Annotated in this window: 1 protein-coding gene; it reads right to left on the bottom strand. The window is 64.3% G+C overall.

Annotated elements, in window-relative coordinates:
* On the bottom strand, positions 1-272 hold a 272-nt coding region (locus AAEY79_RS14925), incomplete at both ends, for a histidine kinase dimerization/phospho-acceptor domain-containing protein (protein ID WP_352289171.1).

Here is a 272-nt window from a genome sequence, read left to right as displayed (position 1 = left end):
ACCTTGCGCGACTCGAGACGCGAGTAGTCGAGGATATCGTCGAGCAGCGTCAGCAGCGTTTCGGCAGCCGATGCGGCCGCATCCACCCGGCCGCCCTGCTGCACGGAAAGCCGCGAACGCTGCAGGAATTCGAGCGACGACAGCACCGTCTGCATCGGCGTGCGGATCTCGTGACTGACAAAAGCGAGGAACATCGCCTTGTCGCGCTTGCTGCGGATAGCCGCCGCGCGGGATTTCCACATCAGGTACGCGAGCGCCGCGAACGTCAGCAA

Origin of the sequence: Psychrobacter sp. GW64-MNA-CIBAN-0177, assembly GCF_040309585.1 — a bacterium.
Classification (GTDB): Bacteria; Pseudomonadota; Gammaproteobacteria; order Pseudomonadales; family Moraxellaceae; genus Psychrobacter; species Psychrobacter okhotskensis.
The sequence above is the reverse complement of the archived record's forward strand: the minus strand, read 5'-3'. Positions and strand labels throughout refer to the sequence as shown.